Annotated in this window: 18 protein-coding genes; 7 read left to right on the top strand and 11 right to left on the bottom strand. The window is 72.2% G+C overall.

Translation table 11 applies throughout. The annotated features are described in order from the left end of the window. Positions 1–272: 272 nt before the first annotated feature. Positions 273–1,028 (bottom strand): GntR family transcriptional regulator, encoded by a 756-nt coding sequence (locus tag AB0H93_RS03785; RefSeq protein WP_358566964.1) that lies wholly within the window; start codon positions 1,026–1,028, stop codon positions 273–275. 323 nt (positions 1,029–1,351) lie between these two features. Between AB0H93_RS03785 and AB0H93_RS03790 the strand changes: the two genes are divergently transcribed. From AB0H93_RS03790 to AB0H93_RS03805, 4 genes are all read left to right on the top strand, one after another. Further along, positions 1,352–2,620, top strand: a complete 1,269-nt coding sequence (locus tag AB0H93_RS03790; RefSeq protein ID WP_358568426.1) for a sugar ABC transporter substrate-binding protein — start codon at positions 1,352–1,354, stop codon at positions 2,618–2,620. A gap of 92 nt (positions 2,621–2,712) precedes the next feature. Beyond that, positions 2,713–3,588: a sugar ABC transporter permease gene (locus AB0H93_RS03795; protein ID WP_358568429.1), complete on the top strand. Its 876-nt coding sequence runs from the start codon at positions 2,713–2,715 to the stop codon at positions 3,586–3,588. Further along, positions 3,585–4,406: a carbohydrate ABC transporter permease gene (locus tag AB0H93_RS03800; protein WP_132487115.1), complete on the top strand. Its 822-nt coding sequence runs from the start codon at positions 3,585–3,587 to the stop codon at positions 4,404–4,406. The genes AB0H93_RS03795 and AB0H93_RS03800 overlap by 4 nt, the downstream gene beginning before the upstream one ends. Before the next feature lie 30 nt (positions 4,407–4,436). After that, the gene (locus AB0H93_RS03805; RefSeq protein ID WP_358566968.1) at positions 4,437–5,486 is read left to right on the top strand and encodes an SIS domain-containing protein; all 1,050 of its coding nucleotides are present in this window, start codon (positions 4,437–4,439) and stop codon (positions 5,484–5,486) included. Positions 5,487–5,707: 221 nt separating this feature from the next. Here the strand turns inward: AB0H93_RS03805 and AB0H93_RS03810 are convergent, their stop codons facing one another. Beyond that, entirely contained in the window at positions 5,708–6,550 is an 843-nt protein-coding gene (locus AB0H93_RS03810; RefSeq protein WP_358566971.1) for an amidohydrolase family protein, read from the bottom strand. A gap of 217 nt (positions 6,551–6,767) precedes the next feature. Between AB0H93_RS03810 and AB0H93_RS03815 the strand changes: the two genes are divergently transcribed. Then, the gene (locus AB0H93_RS03815) at positions 6,768–7,748 is read left to right on the top strand and encodes a BadF/BadG/BcrA/BcrD ATPase family protein (RefSeq protein ID WP_358566974.1); all 981 of its coding nucleotides are present in this window, start codon (positions 6,768–6,770) and stop codon (positions 7,746–7,748) included. A gap of 133 nt (positions 7,749–7,881) precedes the next feature. Here the strand turns inward: AB0H93_RS03815 and dapA are convergent, their stop codons facing one another. From dapA to AB0H93_RS03835, 4 genes are all read right to left on the bottom strand, one after another. Further along, positions 7,882–8,724 carry a 4-hydroxy-tetrahydrodipicolinate synthase gene (gene dapA, locus AB0H93_RS03820; RefSeq protein ID WP_358566977.1) on the bottom strand — a complete coding sequence of 281 codons (843 nt, stop codon included), beginning with the start codon at positions 8,722–8,724 and terminating at the stop codon, positions 7,882–7,884. A gap of 29 nt (positions 8,725–8,753) precedes the next feature. Next, a complete protein-coding gene (locus tag AB0H93_RS03825) occupies positions 8,754–9,416 on the bottom strand; it encodes a DUF3159 domain-containing protein (protein WP_358566980.1) in 663 nt (220 codons plus the stop codon). 71 nt (positions 9,417–9,487) lie between these two features. Beyond that, a complete protein-coding gene (locus AB0H93_RS03830) occupies positions 9,488–10,228 on the bottom strand; it encodes an ESX secretion-associated protein EspG (RefSeq protein WP_358566983.1) in 741 nt (246 codons plus the stop codon). A gap of 123 nt (positions 10,229–10,351) precedes the next feature. Next, positions 10,352–12,355 carry a hypothetical protein gene (locus tag AB0H93_RS03835; protein WP_358566986.1) on the bottom strand — a complete coding sequence of 668 codons (2,004 nt, stop codon included), beginning with the start codon at positions 12,353–12,355 and terminating at the stop codon, positions 10,352–10,354. A 594-nt stretch (positions 12,356–12,949) separates the two neighbouring features. Here AB0H93_RS03835 and AB0H93_RS03840 point away from each other — a divergent pair. Beyond that, positions 12,950–13,753, top strand: a complete 804-nt coding sequence (locus tag AB0H93_RS03840) for an SGNH/GDSL hydrolase family protein (RefSeq protein WP_358566989.1) — start codon at positions 12,950–12,952, stop codon at positions 13,751–13,753. Positions 13,754–14,139: 386 nt separating this feature from the next. Here the strand turns inward: AB0H93_RS03840 and AB0H93_RS03845 are convergent, their stop codons facing one another. Continuing rightward, positions 14,140–16,974, bottom strand: coding sequence for a BTAD domain-containing putative transcriptional regulator (locus AB0H93_RS03845; RefSeq protein ID WP_358566992.1), 2,835 nt, complete (start codon positions 16,972–16,974; stop codon positions 14,140–14,142). 320 nt (positions 16,975–17,294) lie between these two features. On the opposite strand from AB0H93_RS03845, the gene AB0H93_RS03850 reads away from it, so the two are divergent. Next, positions 17,295–18,329 (top strand): ADP-ribosylglycohydrolase family protein, encoded by a 1,035-nt coding sequence (locus AB0H93_RS03850; protein ID WP_358566995.1) that lies wholly within the window; start codon positions 17,295–17,297, stop codon positions 18,327–18,329. 93 nt (positions 18,330–18,422) lie between these two features. Here AB0H93_RS03850 and AB0H93_RS03855 read toward each other — a convergent pair whose 3' ends face one another. The 4 genes from AB0H93_RS03855 to AB0H93_RS03870 form a co-directional block, all read right to left on the bottom strand. Continuing rightward, positions 18,423–18,932 carry an ion channel gene (locus tag AB0H93_RS03855; RefSeq protein ID WP_358566998.1) on the bottom strand — a complete coding sequence of 170 codons (510 nt, stop codon included), beginning with the start codon at positions 18,930–18,932 and terminating at the stop codon, positions 18,423–18,425. 108 nt (positions 18,933–19,040) lie between these two features. Continuing rightward, complete coding sequence (locus tag AB0H93_RS03860) at positions 19,041–19,919, bottom strand: metal ABC transporter permease (RefSeq protein ID WP_358567001.1); 879 nt, start codon at positions 19,917–19,919, stop codon at positions 19,041–19,043. Continuing rightward, positions 19,916–20,767, bottom strand: a complete 852-nt coding sequence (locus AB0H93_RS03865) for a metal ABC transporter ATP-binding protein (protein ID WP_358567004.1) — start codon at positions 20,765–20,767, stop codon at positions 19,916–19,918. The genes AB0H93_RS03860 and AB0H93_RS03865 overlap by 4 nt, the downstream gene beginning before the upstream one ends. 3 nt (positions 20,768–20,770) lie before the next feature. Then, on the bottom strand, positions 20,771–21,730 hold the full coding sequence (locus AB0H93_RS03870; RefSeq protein ID WP_358567007.1) for a zinc ABC transporter substrate-binding protein: 960 nt from the start codon (positions 21,728–21,730) through the stop codon (positions 20,771–20,773). Between the last annotated feature and the right edge of the window lie 75 nt (positions 21,731–21,805).

Raw genomic sequence — 21,805 nt, forward strand, 5'->3', positions numbered from 1 at the left:
GACGAAGGGCACCCCGATCCGGGATGCCCTTCCTCATGTCTTTGCTCTTTGAAGCGGCGCAGCCGCTTAGCCCACCCTCGCAACTCGCACCGCCGCGGGTTCTCAGACCGTGCCCGCCCTTCTGGGCTACTGGGCGAGGCCAGTCCCCGATGCCGCGTATTGGTCGTACGCAAGTCGGGGCTCCCACAGTCCAGGCGGCGACGGCAAATCCCGCAGGGGGGCCGCCACCCGCACCGCCACGCAAGGCGATTCTGGAAACAGGTTTCTCAGGGTCAGTTGGGTGGGTTGAGGCGGGCGACGAACTTGTAGCGGTCGCCGCGGTAGATGGAGCGGACCCACTCGACCGGGCGTCCCTCGGTGTCGAAGGAGTGCCGGGACAGCAGCAGCATCGGGAGGCCGACGTCGGAGCCGAGGAGTTCCGCCTCCTCCGGGCTGGCCAGCGCGGTCTCGATGGTCTCCTCCGCGTGCCCCAGCTCGACCTCGAAGGCCTCGCGGAGCACCTGGTAGAGCGAGCCGCCGGACTCCAGCCGGGTGGTCAGCCCGCGGAACCGGGTCAGCGGCAGGTGGGTGGTCTCGATGGCCATCGGCTCGCCGTCGGCCAGCCGCAGCCGGCGCAGCCGCAGCACGGTCGAACTCGGCTTGGTCCCGAGCAGCTCGGCCAGCTCCTCCGCGGCCGGTTCCTCGACGACCTCCAGCAGCCGGGAGGTGGGCTGGCGGCCCTGGGCGCGCATGTCCTCGGTGTAGCTGCTCAGCTGCAGCCGCTGGGCGACCTTCGGCTTCGCCGCGAAGGTGCCCTTGCCCTGCACCCGCAGCAGCCGGCCCTCCACGGTCAGCTCGGCCAGCGCTTGGCGGACCGTGGTGCGCGAGACGTCGAACTCGGCGGCCAGCGAGCGTTCGGTAGGAATCGGCGCACCGGGCGGCAGGGATCGGAGCATGTCCAACAGGTGCTGCTTGAGCCCCCAGTACTTCGGTTCGCGTTGTGCGCGTCCGGGCGAGTCCGCCCCACCGGACACGGACGTTTCGAGCATCGTTCCTCCTACCACCGCAACCTTGCCGCCGTTGTTCCGCTCCCCGAGGCGTCGAGTCGCCGGCCTGCCGAGTCCTGATACCTCAGCATGCCCGAAAGTCGGCCGCCCGAACGCCGGCGGCGGCGACGTGCTGCCGCGGCGAGCCGGCGCCCGAAGATCAAGCCAGCCTTATGCGTGCCTGAACAGTAGCGCCGAAAAGTCTTGACATCGCGTGCCCCGCACCACAATCTTCATCGCATTGGTCTACACCAAAGATAGGCGGGTGCCCGGCCCTGATGGCGAGCACACGCGGCTCCGCGCCGGTGCGGAGGAAGGGGCGAATGTTGAAGACCTGGAAGGCGCTCGCGGCAGCAGCCGCGCTGTCGTTGACCCTCGCTGGTTGCGGCGGCGGAGCCGGCGCGAGCGACAACAAGCTGACCGTCTGGCTGATGGACGGCTCGGCGCCCGACGTACTGATCGAAGAGCTCAACAAGGAGTTCGAGCAGAGCCACCCGGGCATGAAGGTGGACTACCAGATCCAGCAGTGGAACGGCATCCAGGACCGCCTGACCACCGCTCTGACCAGCAACGACCCGCCGGACGTGATCGAACTCGGCAACAGCCAGACCGCGCAGTTCTCCTCCGAGGGCACGCTGCTGGACCTCACCGCCGACGCCGACGGCATGGGCAAGTCGCAGTGGGTTCCCGCGCTGGCCGAGTCGGGCGCGTGGGAGGGCAAGCAGTACGCCGTGCCGTTCTACGCCGCCAACCGCGTCGTCGTCTACAACAAGGAGCTGTTCCAGCAGGCGGGCATCACCCAGCTGCCGACGAACCGCGACGAGCTGCTCGCCACGATCACCAAGCTGGAGCAGACCCACGGCGCGGACCCCGACTTCCAGTCGCTCTACCTGCCGGGCCAGTCCTGGTACGCGCTGCTGTCGTTCATCTGGGACTCCGGCGGTGACATCGCGACCGGCCAGGGCGCGGAGTACAAGGGCGCGCTGGACACCGCGCAGACCCGCGAGGGCGTCGAGTTCTACCAGCAGCTGGTCAAGACGTCGGCCACGTCCGCCCCGGCCGACACCGACGAGGCCGAGCCGCAGCAGGCCGAGGTGTACGCCAAGGGCAAGGTCGCGATGATGATCGCGCTGCCGTGGGAGGTGCAGACCGCCGCGAAGACCAACCCGGCGATCGCCGAGCTGTCCAGCGCCTTCCCGATCCCGTCGAAGTTCCCGGGCAAGACCGCGCCGGTGTTCCTCGGCGGCTCCAACCTGGCGATCCCGGGCGGCAGCGCCGACGCCGACGCCGCCAAGGACTGGCTGAAGCTGCTGACCAGCCAGAAGTACCAGACCAAGCTCGCCGACAGCGGCGTCGTGCCGGGCGCCTCGCAGGACACCAGCGCGCTGGAGAAGAACCCGGTCAGCGCCGCGATGGCCGTCGCCTCGAAGGACGGCAAGGTGCCGCCGCCGGTGCCGCAGTGGGCGGCCATCGAGTCCGGGCAGAACCCGCTCAAGGACATGATGACGGCCGTGCTGACCGGCCAGAAGACGGTCGTCGACGCCACCTTGGAGGCGAACGACAAGATCACCCGATTGCTGGCGGCGAACAACTGATCATGACCGCTACGCACACCCGCCCGGCGCCGGGCACCGCGGGTTCGCCCGTGGTGCCCGGCGCTCGGCGCCGCCCGCGAGTCCGGGAAGCGATGCCGTACCTGCTGCTCGCTCCCGCGGTGCTCGCGCTGATCGCACTGCTCGGCTGGCCCGCGGTGAACGTGGTCGTGACCAGCTTCCGCAAGCTCGACCTCGGTGAGCTCACCCGTGGCGAGTTCACCTGGATCGGCTTCGACAACTACGCGCAGATCCTCGGCAACCCCGAGTTCTGGACCGTCACGCTCCGGACCGTGGTGTTCACCTCGTCCATCGTGGCGGCCACCGTGCTGACGGCACTGCTGCTGGCGCTGCTGATGAAGCACGTGCCGGTGGTTCCGCGAGTGGTGCTGCAGGTCAGCCTGCTGCTCGCGTGGGCCGTGCCGCAGCTGGCCGCGACCACGGTGTTCCAGTGGATCTTCGACCAGCAGTACGGGATCCTGAACAAGACGCTGGTGCTGCTCGGCTTCGACTCCTTCGCCGGGCACTCCTGGTTCGCCACCGGCGCGAGCACGCTGACCGTGGTCGGCATCCTGATCACCTGGCAGGCCGTGCCGTTCGTGGCGATGACGCTGTACGCCGCGCTGCTCGGGGTGCCCAAGGACCTCTACGAATCGGCCGGGATCGACGGCGCCAGCGGCTGGCAGACGTTCACCGCGATCACCTGGCCGCAGCTCAAGCCGGTGCTGATGATCGTGACGTTCCTGTCGGTGCTGTGGGACTTCAAGGTGTTCTCGCAGGTGTGGGCGATGCGCGAGGGCGGCCCGAGCGGCGGGAGCACGACGCTGCCGGTCATGCAGTACCTCGAAGGCATCGCGGGCAAGCACTTCGGCGCCGCCGCCGCGGTCAGCGTGCTGATGGTGCTCGTGCTCGTCGTGGTCTGCGCCCAGTACCTGCGCCTGCTGCTGCGCTCTCAGGAGGTGGAGCTGTGAGGATCCGCCGGATCGGGTTGTCCGCGCTGGCACTGGCCATCGCGGTGATCTTCGTGTTCCCGACGTACTGGATGTTCGCCAGCTCGTTCAAGCCGCGCGGCGAAGTGCTGTCCACGTCCTACGACCTGGTGCCGAGCGCGGTCACGCTGCAGAACTACGCGACCGCGCTGTTCGGCTCGGACTTCCTGCGCTACCTGGGCAACAGCCTGCTGGTCACGCTCACCGCGGTGGCGTGCTCGCTGGTCGCGGGCACCCTGGCGGCGCTGGCGATGAGCCGGTTCCGGTTCCGCGGCCGCAAGGGCTTCCTGATGCTGGTGCTGGTCGCGCAGATGGTGCCGTTCGAGGCGCTGATGGTGCCGATGTTCCTGTTCATGCGGGATCTCGGGCTGCTGAACAAGCTGCCGTCGCTGATCCTGGTCTACTGGGTCACGACGCTGCCGTTCACCATCTGGTCGCTGCGCGGCTTCATCGACGGGATCCCGATGGATCTGGAGGAGGCCGCCATGGTGGACGGCTGCGGGCGGGCCGAGGCGTTCCGCCGCGTCACGCTGCCGCTGCTGGGGCCGGGCTTGGTGGCCACCTCGGTGTTCGCTTTCATCACCGCGTGGAACGAGTTCCTGTACGCGCTGATCTTCATGCGTTCCCAGGACCTCCAGACGCTGCCGGTGTTCCTGCAGAGCTTCCAGAACGCGTTCGGCACCGACTGGGGCGCCACTATGGCGTCCGCGACCCTGTTCACGCTGCCCGTCCTCGTGTTCTTCCTGGCGGTTCAGCGGAAGATGGTGTCGGGCGTCACTGCGGGCGCCGTCAAGGGCTGAGTAAGATTGGTCTAGACCTAACCTGAAGGGATGGACCCGATGACCGCCACCCCCGGTCGCCACATGACCGACGAGATCAGCCAGCAGCCCGCGATCTTCGCCGACCTGCTGGCCGGCCGGGACGCGATCGCCGAGGTGGCCGCGAAGATCGCGGAACGCCGACCGCGCTTCGCGCTGCTGGCCGCCCGCGGCTCCAGCGACCACGCCGCGCTCTACGCGAAGTACCTGCTGGAAGTCCTGCTCGAAATGCCCGTCGGGCTGACGTCGCCGTCGACGACCACGCTCTACGGCGCACAGCCGGACCTGACCGACGTGCTGCTGGTGTCGGTCAGCCAGAGCGGCGGGTCCCCGGACCTGCTGGAGGTCACCGAGTCCGGCCGCAAGCGCGGCGCGCTGACGGTCGCGGTCACCAACACCGCCGACTCGCCGCTGAACTCCGCTGCCGAGCTGTCGGTGGACATCCGGGCGGGCCGCGAGCAGGCGGTGGCCGCGACCAAGACCTACAGCGCGACGCTGCTCGCCCTGTACCTGCTCGTCGACGCGGTGCGCGGCGGGACCGGCGCGGACGCCGAGCCGATCCCCGAGCTGGCCGCGACCGCCCTGGACGCCGGCCAGAAGGTGGTGGACGACGCGGTGCGCCGGTACCGCTTCGCGGAGCGGATGGTCACCACGGGGCGCGGCTACTCGCTGGCCACCGCCGCCGAGGCGGCGCTGAAGCTCGCCGAGACCAGCTACCTCTCGGCCCGCGCCTACAGCGGCGCCGACCTGCTGCACGGCCCGGTCGCGGCGGTCGACACCGACACCGCGGTGCTCGCGCTGTGCAGCAACGGGCGCGGCGGTGACGCGATGCGCGAGGTGCTCGACGTGGTCCACGAGCGCGGCGCGGACATCTGCGCGATCGGCTCGGCGGCCTCGGAGGTGCACGCGTCGCACCGCATCCCGGTGCCCGCCTGCGCCGAGGAGCTGGCGCCGGTGCTGGAGGTCCTGCCGGTCCAGCAGCTGGCACTCGGGCTGGCGCTGGCCCGGGGCTTCGACCCGGACAGCCCGCGCGGCCTGAAGAAGGTCACCCGCACCCGGTGATCGACGGCGTTTTCGAAGCGAACGGCCCGTTCACTCCACCTACCGGAGCGAACGGGCCGTTCGCTTCTCCGGCGCGGTCGCGCTGAGCGACGACATCCCACTGCCGCGCGAGTAAAAGCCCGCCTCACCGAGGGGGCGGGGTGAGACGGGCACCGTCAGGTTACGCCGAACGGAGCACGCCGCAAGCCTCGGGGCGAGCCGAACGGCAGAGTCCAAAGACCCTAAAAGCCGTACACCTCGCGCGCCGTCGCACCGAACACCGCCGCGCGCTGCCGATCGTCGAGCCCGGCGATCAGCTGCCGGGTCACGCCCATGACCTGCCCGTAGTCGGCGGCGAGCAGGCACACCGGCCAATCCGAACCGAACATCAGCCGGCCCGGCCCGAACGCCTCCAGCACCACGTCCACGTAAGGCGCAAGCCTCACCGGATCAGGTTGCCGGGCCCAGTCGTCCTCGGTGACCAGACCGGACAGCTTGCACACCACGTTCGGGTGGGCGGCCAGCGCCCGGATGCGGCTCGCCCACGGCTCCAGCTCACCGGTGGCCACGGGCGGTTTCGCGCAGTGGTCGAGCACGAAGGTCAGCTGCGGGAACTGCCCGACGGCCTTGATCGCGGCCGGCAGCTGGTGCGGCCGGACCAGCAGCTCGTACACCAGCCCGGCGTCCTCGACCGCGGCCAGCCCGTTGAGCACCTCCGGGCGGATCAGCCAGTCCGGGTCCGGCTCGTCCTCGACCTGGTGCCGGATGCCCTTCAGCCAGCCGCCGGACGGGTGCGCCTGCAGGCGGCCGATCCGCTCGCGGGCGTCCCGCGCGGTCAGGTCGACCCAGCCGACCACCGCCGCGATGCGGTCCACGGTGTCGGCCAGCACCAGCATCTCCGGCGTCTCGTCCGGGTCGGCGGCGGTCTGCACCAGCACCGTGGCGGTCACGCCGGAACCCTTCAGCGCGGCCTGCAGGTCGGCGGGCCGGAAGTCGCGGCGCAGCGGCTCCATCGCCTCGCCGACGATCCACGGTTGGTCCCGGACGTCGAGGTCCCACAGGTGGTGGTGGGTGTCGACGGTCATCGAGCTGCCCCGCTCGCGCCGCGACGGCCCGCACCGTCCAAATCGGACATTCGACGTGACCCGGCAAGGTCGTCCATGCTCCAGCTCCCCGACTGATCAAGCAACGCCTCGATGTATAGCCGCTCGCCACGCCGGATGCCAGGGGTTGGCGAGAAGGTCCTGGCCGGTTTTGGTCGCGCTGGCCACGGTGCGCGGCCGCGGCGGGTAGAAAGGGCGGATGCACGGCGACGAAGCGGCGCTCGTACTCGGCCTCGACATCGGCGGAACCAGCAGCCGGGCGCTCGTCAGCGACCTGTCCGGCCGGGTGCTGGGCCGCGGCGAAGCGGCCGGCGGCAACCCGAATTCGCATCCGCCCGAGCAGGCGGCGCGGCAGATCGCCGATGCCGCGCGGGCGGCGCTCGCCGGGATCGATCCGGCGGCGGTGCGCAACTGCGTGATCGGCATGGCCGGGGTCAGCAAGATGGCCGATCCCGGGTTCGGCGCGCTGTTCGACCGCACGTGGTCCGGGCTGGGCCTGCGGAGCCCGTGGCGAGCGATCAGCGACTGCGAGGTGGCCTTCGCGGCGGGCACGCCGGATTCCGACGGCACGGTGCTGATCGCGGGCACGGGCGCCATCGCGGCCCGCATCGAGCAGCACCGGATGGTCGCGACCATAGGCGGTCACGGCTGGCTGCTCGGCGACGAGGGCTCGGCGTTCTGGCTGGGCCGCGAAGCGGTGCGAGCCGCGCTGCGCGCGCTGGACCGCGGCGAGCCGCTGCACGGCCTCACGGCGGCAGTGCGCGACCGGCTCCTGCCGGACGCGCCGGACGCGCAGCGCAGGGAACTGATCAGCGCGGTGAACGCGGCCCCACCGATCCGCCTCGCGGAGCTGGCGCCGCTGGTGACCGCGGCCACCGACGAAACGGCGGCCGACATCGTCCGGCGCGCCGCCCAAGTCCTGGCCGACACCGCGGCGGCGACCCGCTGCCACGGCGAATCCAGGACGATCGTGCTGGCAGGCGGCCTGGTAACGCCGGGCAACCCGGTCCGAGAGGCGCTGCGCGGCACGCTGTCGGCCCGGGGCTTCCAAACCCAGCGCACGGCGGGCCCGGGCGAAGCCGGAGCGGCCTGGCTAGCGGCCCTGGACCTCGCGGAAGACCCGAAGACCCTCCACGAACGCCTGCTCGGCAGGGCTACCAGCGGCTCCCGAGAGCCGTGAGTGCCGCAATTTCAATGGAAATCGAAGGTCCGATTTCCATTGAAATTGCGGACGTTGTCCACAGCCTTCGGCGTGTCGGGGTGTGACACGCCGAAGGTCCGCAATTTCCATTGAAATCGAAGTCCAGTCCGCCTCAGGCGAGGCCGACCTCCTGGAGGCCCTTGCGGATCGCCGCCAGCTCCGCCTCGTCCGCGTCCACCAGCGGCAGCCGGACCCCGCCGACCCGGTGGCCGACCAGGTTCAGGGCCGCCTTGACCGGGATCGGGTTGGTGGTCGTCGACAGCGCGGCGTACAGCGGCTTCAGGGAGGCGTCGATCTCCGCCCGGCGCTCCGGCTCGTCGACCATCCGCCGCATCTGCGGGCCCACCAGGTGGCTGGCCACCAGGATGCCGCCGAGACCACCGAGGTCCAGGGCCGCGGCGAAGCCGTCGTCGTTGCCCGCGTACAGGCCGAGGCCGTCGATCTGGGCGAGCGCGGCGTTGTCCGCCTGCTTGACGTAGTCGATGTTCTCGACCTGGGCGAGCTCCGCGAGCAGGTCGGGCGTCAGCGACAGGCCGATCCGCGACGGCACGTTGTAGAGCACCACCGGCTTGTCCGTCGCCCGCGCGATCTCGGTGAAGTGCCGGACGAGGCCGCGGCGGTTGGGCCGGTTGTAGTACGGCGTCACCGAAAGCACCGCGTCGGCGCCGAGCTCGGTCGCCCGCTCCGTCATCTCGCAGGCGTGCGCGGTGTTGTTCGACCCGGTCGAAGCGATCACCGTGGCGCCCGCCGGGCGCTCGGCGCAGGCGAGTTCGATGAGCCGCAGGTGCTCCTCGTCGGTGAGCGTGGGCGCCTCGCCGGTCGTCCCGCAGACCACGATGCCGTCCGAGCCGTGGTCGATCAGGTGGCGGAACAGGTCCAGGAAGGCGGCTTCGTCGACGCGCAGCTCGTCGTCGAACGGGGTGACTATCGCGGTGATCACGCTGCCGAGAGACATGAGCGCATTCTGCTCCTCCGGCCGAGCGGTCACGACTGCGGATGCCGCAGTCCCGGGTGTTCCGGCGGCAGGGACCGCCGCATCACCCACCAGCTCGCCGCCACGCACACCGCCACCAGCGGCCAGGTCAGCACGACCTGCGCGATGGTCAGCGCGCCGGTGAAGCCCAGCAGCCACAGCGGGATGAACACCACCAGCCGCACCACGTACTGGCCGACCCAGACCCAGCTCGCCCGGCTGTACGCCCGCAGCAGCACCGGGTCGCGGCGCCACCGCCGGGCCTGGCCGAGGGCCGTGGCGACCACCACGCCGAGCAGCGGCCAGCGGATCGCGATGCTGGTCATCCAGGCGAGCGCGCTGAGCGCGTTGGTCACCAACCTGGGCAGGAAGAAGTCCGCGGCATCCCCGGTGTACAGCGCGATCAGCGCGCCGAGCAGGACCGCGAGCAGGCTGATCAGCACCGCCAGCGGCCGGGCTCCCCCGCGCAGCCGCCACCCGGCGATCAGCGCGCCCACCACCACCGCCGCGCCGCCGCCGATGGCGATCGACTCGCCGCCGAGGAACCACCCGGCGCCGAACGCGATGGGCGGCAGGCTCGCGTCGATCGCGCTGGTGCGGCCGCCGAGCAGCCGCATGAACGAATCGCGGTCGTCGCGGTCCGCCGCGATCTCCGCCTGCCGGTCCTGCGTCACGGAACCCAGCCTGCCCTAACCAACACCCGGTCCGCACCCACCAGTGGCAAGCGACTCCCCGACGAGGCGTTTCAGCCGATCCCCCGGCGGGCCCGGTCGAGGAGGGCGGCGAGCTGGCCGGCGATGCGGGGCTTGTCCGCCGGGCGGCAGGTGACGACGTCCTGGCCGTCGGCGCGCTCGCCCTGCAGCGAGTAGCGGCCCCGATCGTTGTCGAACCAGATCAGGTTCGGGATCCGGCCGCGCGGCCCGCCGCGCCGGGCGCCGCCGACGACGAAGTGCCCGAGCCGGAACTTCTGCCCCGAGGTGATCGAGCGCAGTTCGGCCAGCCCGTCGATGTCGGCGTCGGTCGGGTGGCCGTGGCTGCGATCGGCCACCGCGCGCACCTCGCCGCCGCTGCCGGGCGGGGCGTCGGGCAGCAGCTCGGCGCACACCCGGGGCAGGGTGTCCGGCGCCAGGAAGCTCATCCGCAGCCCCCGGCCGTCGAGCACGCCGACCACCCCGACCTCGCCGGTCGCCACGACCCGCGCGGCCAGCCGCTGCCCGGCGCGCACGTCCAGCAGCCCGGCGGCCGCGATCGACACCTCGGAGCTGCACAGCAGGTACAGCGCGTCCTCGACCTCGGGCTCCGGGCGGCCGTTGCGGGCCAGGCCGGTCGACTCCAGCTCCTGCCACACCTGGGCGGCCAGCCGGTTGCGGTCCTCCGCGGCCTCACCGACGCGCGGGAGCTCGAACGGGTACTGCCGCACGGTGAGGTTCAGCTGCTCACCGAGCAGGTCGACCGCGGGGATCGACAGGGTGATCGTCTCGACCATCACAGCTCATTTCGAGTCGGGGTGCACCGGCCGGCGCTGAGATCAGCGTCGCAGGCGGCGCGGGACTCGGCCCGCACCGCAGGCGTTCGTTCCACCCGCGGCGCGAGCCACATCGAACAATCCCTAGAAGTCCCGGTAGCTGGACGGGGCTTCGCCCAGCACCGGCGGGGCGACGAGGCGGCTCCCGCCGTCGTCCTCCTCGAAGAGTTCGTCGGCTTCGACCAGGAACTGCGGCACCGCGCCGCTACCGCTCTCGCCCGGCTTGTAGCCGGCGCCGGCGCGCAGGTCGTCGTCCTCCCGGCGCTCCTCCTTGAAGTCGTCGGCCGACCAGGTCATGTTCCGGCCGTAACCGGCCCGGGACGACGAGGCCCCGCTCCAGGTGCCGGACGATCCCATCGGCCCGAACCCGCCGTCGGCGCGCTGCGTGAGCTTCGGCGCCCGCGCGGGCACGGGACGCCGCTGCTCGGGCGGTCGAGGCGACTCCGGCTGCGGCTCCGGCGGGCGCGGTGGCGCCTGCGGAGCCGGCGGCGGGCCGGCGTTGACCGGCATCGGAGCGTTCGGCGGGCCGTCCGGCCGCGCGGGTGGCGGCCCGACCGGGCGCCCGGCCTGCGGCATCGGACCGCTCGGCGGCCCCTCGGGCGGCGGCCCGGGAGCGACCGGAGGCCGCGGCGGCGGACCACCCAGCGACGGGTTGCCGGCCGGAGGCGACGGCGGACCCTGCGGAGCAGGAGGACGCGGTTCGGCCACCGGCGGACCGTCGACGGGCGGCGGCCCGGAGGGCGGCGGCCCGGCGAGCCGGGGACCGGGAGCCTCGTGCCGCGGCGCGCCGTCAGGCGCGAGCGGTGGGGCGTCGGGCCGCGGCGGAGCCTGCGGCGGCGGACCGCTGAGCGGAGCGGCCTGCGGCAGCGGGCCGCTCTGCGGGCCGGGCTGCGGAGGCGGGCCGTCCAGCGGCAGCGGGCCGGGCTGCGGAGGCGGGCCGTCCAGCGGCAGCGGGCCGGGCGGAGGGCCGTCCTGCCAGGGCGGACCGGCCTGCGGCAGCGGGCCGCTGCCCGGACCGGCGTCGTGGCGCGGCGGCGGACCGTCCAGCGGAGCGTCGTGACGCGGCGGAGCCTGCGGCGGCGGACCGCTCAGCGGACCGGCCTGCGGCAGCGGGCCGCTCGGCGGTCCCACCTGCGGCGGCGCACCCATCGGAGCGGCGTCGGGTCGCGGCGGCAATCCGTCGATCGGCCCATCGTGGGGCGGCGGCCCGTCCGGCCCCGCCGGCGGGAGGTCGTGGCGCGGCGGTCCAGCCTGCGGCAGCGGACCGCTCGGCGGGCCGACTTGTGGCTGCGGACCGCTCGGCGGGCCGGCGTCGTGCCTCGGCGGCAACCCGTCCGGCCCGGACATCGGCCCATCGTGGGGCGGCAGACCATCCCGGCCTGGCGGCGGAACGTCATGCCGTCGCCCGCCGACCTGCGGCGACGGTCCGTCGAACGGCGGAGCGCCGGACCCCAGAGCATCCGGCTCGGGCGCCAGCAGCCCGTCCTGCGGCAGCGGGCCGCTCGGCGGTCCCTGCTGCGGCAGCGGGCCGGAGTCGCGTCGGCGCGGCGGGCCGTCCGGCCCGGTCGGCGGGAGGTCGTGACGCGGCGGTCCCGCTTGCGGCGGCGGGCCGCTCGGCGGTCCTGCCTGCGGCGGCGGGCCACCCACCAGGCCGTCGTGGATCGATGGCAGCGGGCCGCTCAGCGGGTCGTCCTGCAGCGAGCCGCTGAGGCCGCCGCTGAACCCGGTCGGGCGCTGCGGTTCTTCGATCGGCTCGGGGCCGAGCGAGCCGGACAGCTCGGCCGGCGGTTCCGGGCGTCCCGGCGGCACGTCGAGTCCGCCGAGGTCACCGGAGAGCGCCAATCCGCCGCCCGGCGTCTTCGGCGCTTCGGGCCGGTCCGGCGCCGGCCTGGCGTCTTGGGGCGGCCGGCGCTGGTCGTGCTCGAAGCGATCGGGCAGCTGCTCGGCGCGCTGCCACAGCGCGAACGGGTGCGGTTCGGCGGCCAGCGCGGCGAGCTCGCCGCGCAGATCGAGGCGCATCGGACGCGGGGCGGGCGGCCGGGGCCCGCTCGGTGCCGGCGGCACCTCACCGCCGAGCGAGCCGCGCATCGGCGCGTCCGCACGGCGTCGTCCTCCCGGGCTTGCTGCCCGCTGTTGCGCGTCGAAGCCCGCTGGCCCCGGCGCGGACGCCGGATTCTGCGGTGACGTCACGATTCCCCCAGATATTCGGGACGGTTGCAGCGCCGCACGACGTCCGGGTGGACCCGAACCGCGGGCGCACTGGAATCGACGCAACGGAGCACGCTGTCGTTCCCCAACTCAACCGACCGCGATGACGCGAAACGGCGGACGGCGCGGCGTCTCCCCGAACGCACGCCGAGCTGCCACCTGCATCGATCGCAACATCGCGGGCCCCCTCATTGCATCTGCTACCGCCGAAGGACAGTAGCAGCTGAGGTTCACCCGTATCGGTGTTTCGAGGAACAGCCACCCAGTTGCTGCCGCGACGCCGGAAAAGTGCAGTGCGGCAACGAAATTCGCAAAGTTCGAGCAGCTTCCGGGCGAATCGGACAGAAATACTAGACCGTTCAGTGCCGTTAATCACTAGTGCGGAACCGACGGTGGCGTAGGTAGCCGTTCGAGCGCCAATCTTGTTTCCGGTCACCGCGCGTGCGGGAGGAAGGACCAGGAGGGAAAGAGTCAATGGAATCGCAGCGCAACGCCGGCTCGGCGCGCTGGGGCAGCTTCGTCGCGCTGGGGGACAGCTTCACCGAGGGGCTCGCCGACGCGGATCTGAACGGGAGCTTCCGCGGCTGGGCGGACCGGCTGGCCGAGCACCTGACCGCCCACGACCCCGAGCTGCGGTACGCCAACCTCGCGGTGCGCGGCAAGCTGATCCGCCAGATCGTCGACGAGCAGGTGCCCCAGGCGGTGGCGCTGCGGCCCGGGCTGGTCGCCCTGACCGCCGGCGGCAACGACATCATCCGCCCCGGCAGCAACCCGGACGCGGTCGCGGAGCTCTTCGACTCCGCGGTCGGCGAGCTGCGGGCCACCGGCGCCGACGTGCTGATCGGCACCGGCTTCGACACCCGCGGCACCCCGGTGCTGCGGCACGTGCGCGGCAAGGTCGGGACCTACAACTCGCACCTGCGGGCGATCGCCGACAAGCACGGCTGCTACGTGATGGACCTGTGGTCGATGCGGGTGCTGCGGGACAACCGGGCCTGGAGCGAAGACCGGCTGCACCTGTCCGCGGCGGGCCACCGGCGGGTCGCCCTGCGCGCCTGCGAGGCGCTGGGCGTCCCGGTCGCCGCCGACTGGCGCGAGCCCTGGCCCGCGGTCCCCGAAATGCCCTGGCGGGAGCAGCGCGCTCAGGACATCCGCTGGGCCCGCGAGTACCTCGCGCCGTGGATCAGCCGCCGCCTGCGGGGCGTGTCCAGCGGCGACGGCCGCACCGCGAAGCGCCCCCAACTGGAGAAGCTCACCGCCGGGCACCCCTCGGCCTGAGCTCCGGAACAACGTTTCCCCTGGTCACACCTGCCGTGAGCACTTTGTGCCGCCATGGCGGCACAAAGTGCTCACGGCCCCGACCAGGCGGAACACCCCCAGATACCCGGAACGACGAAGTGCGGACCTCCGGCAGGATCACCCACTCCTGGCGCCGAAAGCCCGCACTCACCCCCACGTCCATTCGGGATGAACCCGTCCCGAATGCCAAGCCCCCCTTGCGGCCGCCCCGGCCGGCCACGTGTGCCGACCGGGACGACCGGGCGACAATCCCCCCTGGACTCCCCCCAGAGCCGCCCGTGTGCGAACCATGCACGGCTTGATCCGCACATGATGAAAGTTCCCAGCGGGCGCTACACGGCCGCTAAACGTCGGCTAAACGCCCCTCAGCAGGCGGCCGCGGAGAGGTCTTCCAGCCGCGCGCGGACCTCGGTCGAGCGCGGCGAGCCCTCCGATTCGAAGATCGCCAGTGCGGTGTCCCAGCGGGTCCGGGCCACCGCCAGGTCGCCGCGGGACCGGGCGGCGTCGCCGAGGCCCAGGTACGCGGACGCCTGCCGCATCGCGGAGCCGCACTTCAGCGCCATGTCCAGCGCCTCGTGGTGGAACCGCTCGCCGTCGGCGATCCGGCCCAGCTCGATGCTCACCTCGCCGCAGTTGTTCAGCACCATCGCCAGCGTCTCCAGGTCGTCGGCGTCCCGGTACAGCGCCTCGGCCTCGCGCAGGTGCGCCAGCGCCTCCTCCAGCTCGCCGTTGACCTGCTCGACCATGGCGAGGTTGTTCAGCGCCCCCGCCACGAAGTACCGGTCGCCCAGCGAACGGTAAACCCTCAGCGCGTCCTGGCAGTGCACTTTCGCCTCTTCGTAGCGCTTCAGGCGGAACAGCACGCTGCCCATGTTGACCTGGGTCATCGCCAACCGCGCGGAATCGCCGGTCCGCACCGCGGCCTGGTACGACTCGTCGTAGTGCGCCAGCGCGGCGTCCAGCCGGCCCGACCGCGAGTACGCGACCCCGAGGCCGGCCGGCATCAGCACCTTGCCCGCCGGGTCGTCCACCGCCCGGGCCGAGTCGAGCCCGTCGCGGTAGATCCGGATCCAGTCCTCCCACGGGCAGCGCACCATCAGGTAGTTGAACTGCAGGCGGGCCAGCGGCCAGGCCAGCTCGTGCATGCCCTCGGCGTTCGCGGCGCGGACGGCGGCGACCAGGTTCGTCCACTCCGCGTCGAACCACTCCAGCGCCTGCGACCGGTCGGCGATCTCCGGCCGGGGCACCTCGGGCCCGCTGGAGAAGTCCAGGTCGTCCCGGGCCGGGCGGAGGAAGCGGCGCGCGTGGTCGGCCGTGACGAGGTAGTGGTTCAGCAGTCTGCGCAGGGCCTCGGTGTCGACCGGGGTCGGCTCGGCCAGCAGGTCGCGGGCGTAGACGCGCAGCAGGTCGTGCATGCCGAACCGGTCCGGCTCGGCCTCGGTGACCAGGTGCGCGAGCGCCAGGGCCCGCAGCCTGCGCTGCGCGTTGGGCGCGTCGGTGCCGCACAGCGCGGCGACGGCGTGCGAGGTGAAGGTGTGGCCGGGCACCAGCCCCAACAGCCGGAACGTGTCGGCGTGCACCGGGTGCAGGCTGCGGTAGGAGATGTCGAACGCGCGGCGGACGCTGGTGTCGACGTCGTCGATGTCCAGCGCGTGCAGCCGATTGCGCTCGTCGGTCAGCTCGTGCACCAGGTCGGACACGCCGCGCGCCGGGTTCGCCGCGAGCCGCGCGGCGGCGATCCGCAGCGCCAGCGGCAGCCCGCCGCACAGCTCCGCCAGCGCGGCCGCGGCCGCCGGCTCGGAGGCCGACTTGCCGGGCACGCCCGCCCGGTCGAGCAGCTCGATCGCGGTCTCGGTCGGCAGCGTTTCCAGCGGCAGCACCCGCGCCCCGCTGCGCACCACCAGCCCGTCCAGCCGCCGCCTGCTGGTGACCAGCACCAGCGACTCGGCGCTGCCCGGCAACAGCGGCCGCACCTGCTCGGAGTCCCGCGCGTTGTCCAGCAGCACCAGCACCCGGCGCTTGGCCAGCAGCGACCGGTACAGCGCGGTGCGGTCGTCCAGCTCGACGGGGATCGCATTCGCCGCGACACCGAGCGCTTTGAGCATGCTGGTCAGCACCTCGCCGGGCGTCAGCGGCTCGCGCTCCGAGTCGTAACCGCGCAGCGATGCGTACAGCTGCCCGTCGGGGAACTCGTGCTCGACGCGGTGCGCCCAGGTCAGCGCGAGGGCGCTCTTGCCGACGCCCGCGGTGCCGGTGAGCACGGCGAGCAGGGTGGAGCCGCGTTCGCGTTCCGCCAGCATCTCGTCGAGCGCGGCGAGTTCGCCCTGGCGGCCGACGAATCCGGCCGGGGCCGGCGGCAGCTCCGCCGGGATCGGGCGCTTGAGCTCGGGCCCCGGTTCCGGTCGGCGCTGCGGGCTGCGCAGCGCCGGGTCGTCGCGGAGCAGCTTCTCGTAGAGTTCGCGCAGCTCGGGGCCGGGATCGAGGCCGAGCTCGTGGGACAGCCGGTGGCGCAGGGCGTGGTAGCGGGCCTGCGCCTCGGCGCGGTGCCCCGCGCGGTAGTGGGCCAGCATCAGCTGGCTGGTGAGCCGTTCCCGCAGCGGATTCCGGTCGACCAGGGTGGACAGTTCCAGCACCAGCTGGTGGTGCCTGCCGAGATCCAGGTCTGCGGCGACCCGCTCCTCCAGCGCCAGCAACCGCAGCTCGTCCAGGTTCGGCGCGACCATCCGGTACAGCCGGCTGCTGGCGAGGTCGGAGAGCACCGGGCCGCGCCACAGCGTCAGCGCCTCGGCCAGCATCCGCGACCGCGCCGCCGGCTCCATGCCGTGCGCGCGGTTGATCAGCGCCCGCGCGCGGTGCGCGTCGATCCGGTCGCTGTCGACCCGCAGCAGGTAGCCGGGCGGGCGGGTGACGATCTCGGCCGATTCCGAGCCGGCGCCGAAGAGCTTGCGCAGCCGGGAGACGTAGCCGTGGATGATGGTCCGGGCGCTGGCCGGCGGCTCGTGCTCCCACAGCGTGTCGATCAGCCGGTCCATCGAGACGACCTGGTTCGGTTCCAGCAGCAGGCAGGCCAGCAGCGCGCGGACCGGGGCGCTGCCCAGCGGTTGCGGGCTGCCGTCGACGCGCACCTCAAGAGGGCCGAGCAGGCGGAACTCGAACCCCGCGCCCGGTGCCTCGGTCGAGCTGCCGTGCCCCGCCATCATCTCCAATTCCGACTCTCACTCATGTTTGTTGAGCCTTCAGACAGTCTCGGGTACCGCGCACGGCGAGTCCACACCCCCGGAAAGCCCACGCGGCGGCCGGTCCGCCGCCCAAAACCCGACACACCGTAACGAGGCGCGCCCGAACGCATGTCGATCACCGGCCGACGATTCACCCCAATGGAGCCATGTCCGATTCCTCCCTCGGCGTCCGGCCCACGCCCGCTGTTGCGGTGAACATCTCCCGGCGACCGGATACGCCAAGTAAAGTCTGGACACGGCGATCACTCGTACGAGGACACTGTGGAAGGAGAGCCGCACCCGTGCCGACCCCGTCCACAGTGGTCGATCGCGCGGTGGCCTGCCTGCTCGGCGGGGCGCTCGGCGATGCGCTCGGCAGTCCGGTCGAGTACGCGCAGCTGGACGACATCCGCGCCGAGTTCGGTCAGGCAGGCGTGGCCGAACCGCCGCCGCAGGCCTTGCTCGGCGACGCCACGCAGCTGGCGCTGTTCACCGGCGAGGGTTACCTGCACGCCTGGACCACCGGTAACAACGGCGGCAATTGGCGGCCGGTCGAGTCCACCGCCGCCGCTTACCGACGGTGGTTGACCACCCAGCAGGAAAACAAGCCGCAGCCCGGCGCGACCGGCCTGCTCGCCGAGCCCGAGCTGTACGCCAGCCGGGCGCCCGGCCTGACCAGCCTGCGTGCGCTGCAGGAACCCGAGCTCGGCACGCCGGACCGGCCGCGGAACACCTCCAAGGGCTGCGGCGGAGTGGATCGCAGCGCGCCGCTCGGCTTCGCGCCCACCGCGGAGATGGCCTACCAGCTGGCCTGCCAATGCGCGGCGCTCACCCACGGCGGCGTCGGCGGCTGGGCCTCGGCCGGGGCGCTGTCGCTCATCGTGCACCTGGTGGCCGTCCAGGAGCGGAAGCTGCCCGCCGCGGTGGACCAGGCGGCGGGCCGCGTGCTGCGCGAGGACGGCGAGGCCGCCACGGCCCTCGCGGAGGCTTCGACGCTGGCACGGCTGGGCGCGAACGTCGGGCACATCGAGCGGCTCGGTCAGGGCTGGATCGGCCCGGAGGCGCTGGCCATCGGCGTCTACTGCGCGCTCGCGATGCCCAAGCCCGACCAGTTCGCCGACGCCCTGCGGCTGGCGGTGAACCACTCCGGGAACAGCGACACCACCGCCGCCGTGACCGGCAGCATCCTCGGCGCCCGGCACGGCACGGCGGTGCTGCCCCGCTCGTGGCTGGCGCGGCTGGAGCTGGCGGACGTGATCGAGCGCATCGGCCACGACCTCGGGGCCTCCTGCGTCGGCGAGCAGTTCAACGAACGCCGCTACCTCGGCCTCGCCTGAAGCACGGTTTCCGCTGGTGAACACCCGTGCGTGTGTTGTGCTGCCATAGCGGCGCGAAATACGCGCGGCACCTGACCAACTGAAACCGATCGCTCAGGCGTCGTCCCGCCGGGCGGCCCTGGCCCGGATGACGGCGACGGCCACGGCGAGGAACCCGATGTTGAAGGCCATCTGCACCGAAGCGACCGCGCGGGCGACCTGGGACTCCGCGTGCACGTCGCCGAAGCCGACGGTGCTGGTGATCGTCAGCGAGAAGTAGAGCGCGTCGGTCCTGGTGCGCAACGACGCGATCGAGCCCGGATCCTGACGGGACAGTCCGAAGTAGACAGCGGCGAAGAACAGCACTGCCAGGTACAACGCCACGGCCACCCCGGCCATGGAACTGCCGTGGCGCGCGCCGCCGATCCGGAACCGGCGCACCTGGAACAGGATCAGCGAGGAGACCGCGACCAGGCCGATCGCGAACAGCACGACCGAGTTCACGGTGCCGACGAGCCCGAACCGGTCGACCGGCAGGAGGTAGTAGACGACGGTGCACGCCACCACCGCGCCCAGCGAAGTCGCCAGGTTGATCAGGACCCGATTCCGGCCGCTCCCAGGCACGACCGCCAGCTTCGGCCAACCCCGGACCCACCGCCATTCGGGCTCCTTGCGCGACCCGCAGTTTCAATTGAAACTGCCGTCACACCGCAGTTTCAATTGAAACTGCGGTCAGGCGGTGGCCGGGGTCCGGGACAGGCGGCGGAGTCGGCGGTTGCCGACCACGCGGCACACCAGGTAGATCACGAACGAGATGATCGTGACGAAGGCGCTCACCGGCGCCCCCGGCGCCAGCGACAGCAGGATGCCGCCCAGCACCGCCACCTCGGCGAACACGACGGCCAGCACCGTCGCCTTCACCGGGCTCGCGGTCACCCGCGCCGCCGCGGCTCCCGGCGTCACCATCAGCGCCAGCACCAGCAACGCGCCGACGGTGTAGACGCCGAGCGCGGTCGCCACGCCGACCAGCACCGCGAACAGCGGCGTCAGCAGCCGCGCCGGAACACCGCGGGCCGCCGCGACGTCCGGGTCGACGCTGGCGAACAGCAGCGGCCGGTACACGAAGGCCAGCACGACCAGGACCGCCGCCGCACATCCGGACAGCAGCAGCACGTCCGCGGAATCGACGCCGACGATCTGCCCCACCAGCAGGCTGAACTTGTTCGAGGTCCGCTCCGGGTTGAGCCACAGCAGCAGCACGCCGACGCCGAGCCCGAAGGACAGGATCGCGCCGATCACCGAATCGCGTTCGGTCCCGCGCTGCCCCAGCAGCCCGAGCAGCAGCGCGGCGACCACGGCGCCGGCCAGCGCCCCGACGCCGACGCCCACGCCGATCAGCAGCGCCGCAGCGGCACCGGTGAACGCGAGCTCGGCCGTGCCGTGCACGGCGAAGGACATCTTCCGCGCGACGACCAGCGGCGCCAGGCAGCCGGAGACCAGCCCGAGCGCCGCCGCGGCCAGCAGCGCCTGCTGGACGAACGGGTAGCCGAGCAGGTCGATCGTGGTCGAGAAGTCCAGGATCTTGCCCAGCCCGTCGATGATCGCGTTCACGCTTCTTCCGCCTCTTGCACGTGGTGGTCGTGCTCGTGCTCGTCGGTGCCGGCGACCACCAGCCGCCCGCCGACGCGGGCGACCTCGACGTCGGTGCGGTACAGCTCGGACAGCGTCGCGGAGGTCATCACCTCGTCCGGCGGGCCGATCCGGAACCGGCCGTCGACCAGGTAGAGGACCCGGTCGACCAGCGGCAGCACCGGGTTGATCTCGTGGGTGACGAACAGGGCCGCGGCCCCGGCCTCCCGCGCCTGGTTCGCGATCAGCCGGCTGACCTTGCGCTGGTGCGCGATGTCCAGCGACAGCAGCGGCTCGTCGCACAGCAGCACCGCCGGATCGCTGACCAGTGCCTGCGCCACCCGGAGCCGCTGCTGCTCGCCACCGGAGAGCAGGCCCAGCGGCATCCGGGCGTACTCGGTCGCCTCGACCGCGCGCAGCGCCGCGGCGACCCGCTGCTTGCGCTCGCGGCGGCCGCGCAGGCCCGTGCCCCAGTGGTGACCGTCCAACCCGAGACCGACGAGATCGCTACCGCGCACCATGACGGTCGCGTCCAGCGCCCGCTGCTGCGGGATGTAGCCGATCCGGTTGCTGCCCCGGCGGGCCGGCCCGCCGGCGATCTCGACGCTGCCCGCGGAAAGCTGCTGCAAGCCCAGCAGCACGCGCAGGAGGCTCGTCTTGCCGGAGCCGTTCGGCCCGAGCACGGCCAGGAACTCCCCCGGCGCGACGTCCAGGTCCAGGCCGGACCACAGGACTCGGGGGCCGTAGGAGAGCTCCGCGCCGCGCAGCCGCACGGCGGGGGCCGTGGCGGTGGGCGCGAGGACGGTCTCGGTCTCGGGTTTGGCGGTCATATCTCAGCGATTCTGGGTCAGCGCGGCCTGCAGGGCCGTGATCTGGGCGTCCATCCACTGCACGTAGGTCTTGCCCTGCGGCAGGGTCTCGGTCATCTCCACGACCGGGATCTGATTCTGCTCGGCGGCACTGCGCACGTTGCGGGTGACCGGCGATTCGGTCTGCGGGTTGTAGATGACCGCCGCGGCCTGCTTGGAGTTCACGGCGTTCTGGATCGCGGCGACCGCGGCCGCCGACGGGTCGCTCTCGGCCTCGACGGCCTTGACGAACTCCGGCGGCGTGATGTCCTGCAGGCTCGCCGCTTCCACCAGGTAGTGCGCGACCGGCTCGGTGACGATCACCGGCTTGCCCCGGTTCTGGTCGCCCAGCTCGCCGACCCGCCCCTGCAGCTTGCCGATGTCCTCAGCGAAGTGGCCCGCGGCCTTGCCGAACTGCTCGGCCTTGGCCGGCTGCAGCTTGCTCAGCTCGGCGTTGACCTGGGCGGCCACCTGCTGCACGACGTGCAGGTCGTACCAGACGTGCTCGTTCGCCGAGTGGTCGTGGCCCTCGTGCCCGTGCTCCTCGTGGCCGCCGTGCTCACCCGCGGGCTCGCCCTCGTGCTCGTCCTTGACGGCCTCGATGACGGGCTTGCCCTGGCCGCTGCTGCCGAGGATCTTCTCCATGAACTCGTCGTATCCGCCGCCGTTGAACACGACCAGGTCCGCGTCGGTGACCTTCGCGGCGTCCTGCGGGGTGCTCTCGTAGGAGTGCGGGTCCGCGTTGGGGTCGCTGATGATCGCCTCGACCTCGATGTCGTCGCCGCCGATCGCCTGCACGACGCTGGCCCACGCGCTGGTGGAGGCGACGACCTTGATCTTGTCGCCGCCGGCTGCCTGCTCGCCGGTGCCGCAGGCGGTCAGGGCGATGGCGGTGGCGGCGAGGCCGGCTAAGGCGGTGGCAGCAGAGCGGCTGCGGACGGTCATCGGTTGCACTCCTCGGCGATAGGCCCCTTGCGCAGCAGACTGACGGCTAACTGCGAACGGTAACGGAAACCGTTG

It is taken from the genome of Saccharopolyspora sp. NPDC050642 (assembly GCF_040654735.1).
Classification (GTDB): Bacteria; Actinomycetota; Actinomycetes; order Mycobacteriales; family Pseudonocardiaceae; genus Saccharopolyspora; species Saccharopolyspora elongata.